Genomic DNA, 294 nt, shown 5'->3' with positions numbered 1-294 from the left:
AACACTCCCGGCGGAAAATCAAGAATGTCTTTTAGAAGGCATGAAAGAGCTGTTTCGCCAAGCAGGCGGTGTGCCGCGTAAAATTCGAATTGACAATATGTCAACGGCTGTTATCCAAACGAAATCTAAGCTAGAACCTGCAGTGTTAACTGACGGTTTCCTGCAATTCGCTACCCACTATGGATTTGAGACCCAAGTGTGCAACCCGCGAAGCGGCAATGAAAAAGGCAGTGTAGAAAACAAAGTGGGCTATGTTCGTTACAATTTCTTTTCCGCAACACCGATTATGACTGA

Annotated in this window: 1 pseudogene; it reads left to right on the top strand. The window is 45.2% G+C overall.

Going from position 1 to position 294, the window contains the following annotated elements:
* A pseudogene (locus AC4J95_RS21250) lies at positions 1-294 on the top strand (IS21 family transposase); the annotation flags it as partial.

The sequence above is a fragment of the Enterococcus sp. GPZ-007 genome, from assembly GCF_059374735.1.
Note: the sequence above shows the minus strand (reverse complement) of the source record. Positions and strands in the feature narration are given on the sequence as shown.